This window comes from Xanthomonas albilineans (genome assembly GCF_002939705.1).
Classification (GTDB): domain Bacteria; phylum Pseudomonadota; class Gammaproteobacteria; order Xanthomonadales; family Xanthomonadaceae; genus Xanthomonas_A; species Xanthomonas_A albilineans.
The window spans coordinates 1-1,650 of record NZ_MDCB01000064.1; the positions used below are offsets into that span (position 1 = coordinate 1).

Annotated in this window: 1 protein-coding gene; it reads left to right on the plus strand. The window is 67.2% G+C overall.

Features of this window, described 5'->3' with window-relative positions:
• On the plus strand, positions 1-1,650 hold a 1,650-nt coding region (locus tag XalbCFBP2523_RS15715; protein ID WP_211286576.1), incomplete at both ends, for a hemagglutinin repeat-containing protein.

Consider the following 1,650-nt stretch of genomic DNA (forward strand, 5'->3'; position numbering starts at 1 on the left):
CTGCAAGGCGGCGGCGCGCATCAGTACGCGACCACGCAGATCGCGCGCGTGGCCGGGCTGTACGTCACCGGCAGCAACGGCAGCGGCATCCTGTCGGTGGTGGGTGGCGGCGACGTGACCTTGCAGGGCGCACAGGTACGCAACGCCGGCACCGATGGGGTGACCCAACTGGTGGCCGGTCACGACCTGACGCTGGGCGCGCAGACGCTCACGCACAGCACCGACACCACGGATAACGCGCGCAACTACCAACGCAGCAGCGAGACCACGCATGCAGTGAGCAGCGTGCAAGGCGCGGGCGACGTGGTGCTGGCGGCGGGCCACGATGTGACCCTGCAAGCGGCGCAGATCGGCGCAGGCAAGGCGCTAGCGGTGCAGGCCGGTCACGACCTCGATAGTCAGGCGGTGGTGGACAGCACGACGCAGTCGACCAGCAGCGTGAGCAAGCGCCACTCGCTGGTCACCTCCACCCACGACGAACACGTGCAAGGCACGCAACTGGGTGCGGGCGGCGACATCGTGATGCGCGCAGGCAACGACCTGACCTTGGCATCGACGGCGGTGGCGAGCCAGACCGGCGGCATCGCCCTGGCCGCCGGCCACGACGTGGCGCTGACGGCGACGCAGGAACAACACGACAGCGTGGTGGACGAGCAAACGCGCAAGAAAAAGTTCCTCTCCAGCAAGACGACGACCACGCACGACGAGAGCCACGACAGCATTGCGGTGACGAGCAGCCTGAGTGGCGACACGGTGCAGATCGCGGCGGGCAACGATCTGTTGTCGCAAGGCGCGCAGATCGTCGGCACCGGCGATGTGGTGCTGGCCGCCGGCAACAACCTCACCTTGGAGACGGCGCAGAACACGCACAGCGAAGAACACGACAGCCAGCGCAAGAAGAGCGGCCTGTTCGGCAATGGTGGCCTCAGCGTCACCTACGGCAAGCAATCGCTCAAGACCGATACCACTAGCAGCACGTTGACCCACACTGGCAGCACGGTGGGCAGCCTGGACGGCAACGTGACGCTGGTGGCGGGCAACACGCTGGCGATCACCGGCAGCGATGTGATGGCGTTGCAAGGCGACATCACCGCCAAGGCCAAGGACATCGCGATTACCGAGGTACATGACACCAGCGACAACACGCAGAAGACGGCGTTCAAGCAAGGCGGGTTGACGATGTCGGTGACCTCGGCGGCGCTGAACCTGGCGCAGGGGGCGTTGCACAGCGCGCAGGCGGGCAGCCAGGCCAAGGGCGATGCGCGGATGCAGGCGTTGGCCGGGGCGTCGGCGGCGTACAGCGCGTATGGGGCGGGCCAGGCGATGGGCAACCTGCTCTCGGCCGACAGCGCCAAGGACGCCATGCAAGGAGCGGGCATCAACGTCGCCATCACCGTGGGCGGCAGCCGCAGTCATAGCGAGAGCGAGCAACACAGCGACACCAGCAAGGGCTCGACCCTGCATGCCGGCGGCAACGTCACCCTGATCGCCACCGGCGGCGGTGACGACAGCAACCTCTTGATCCGTGGCAGCGACGTCAAAGCGGGCAACAACCTGCTGCTGGCGGCCGACCACGACATCACGGTGGAGTCGGCACAGGACACAAGCGAGCAGCACAGCCGCAGCAAGAGCGGCAGCGCGGCGATCGGT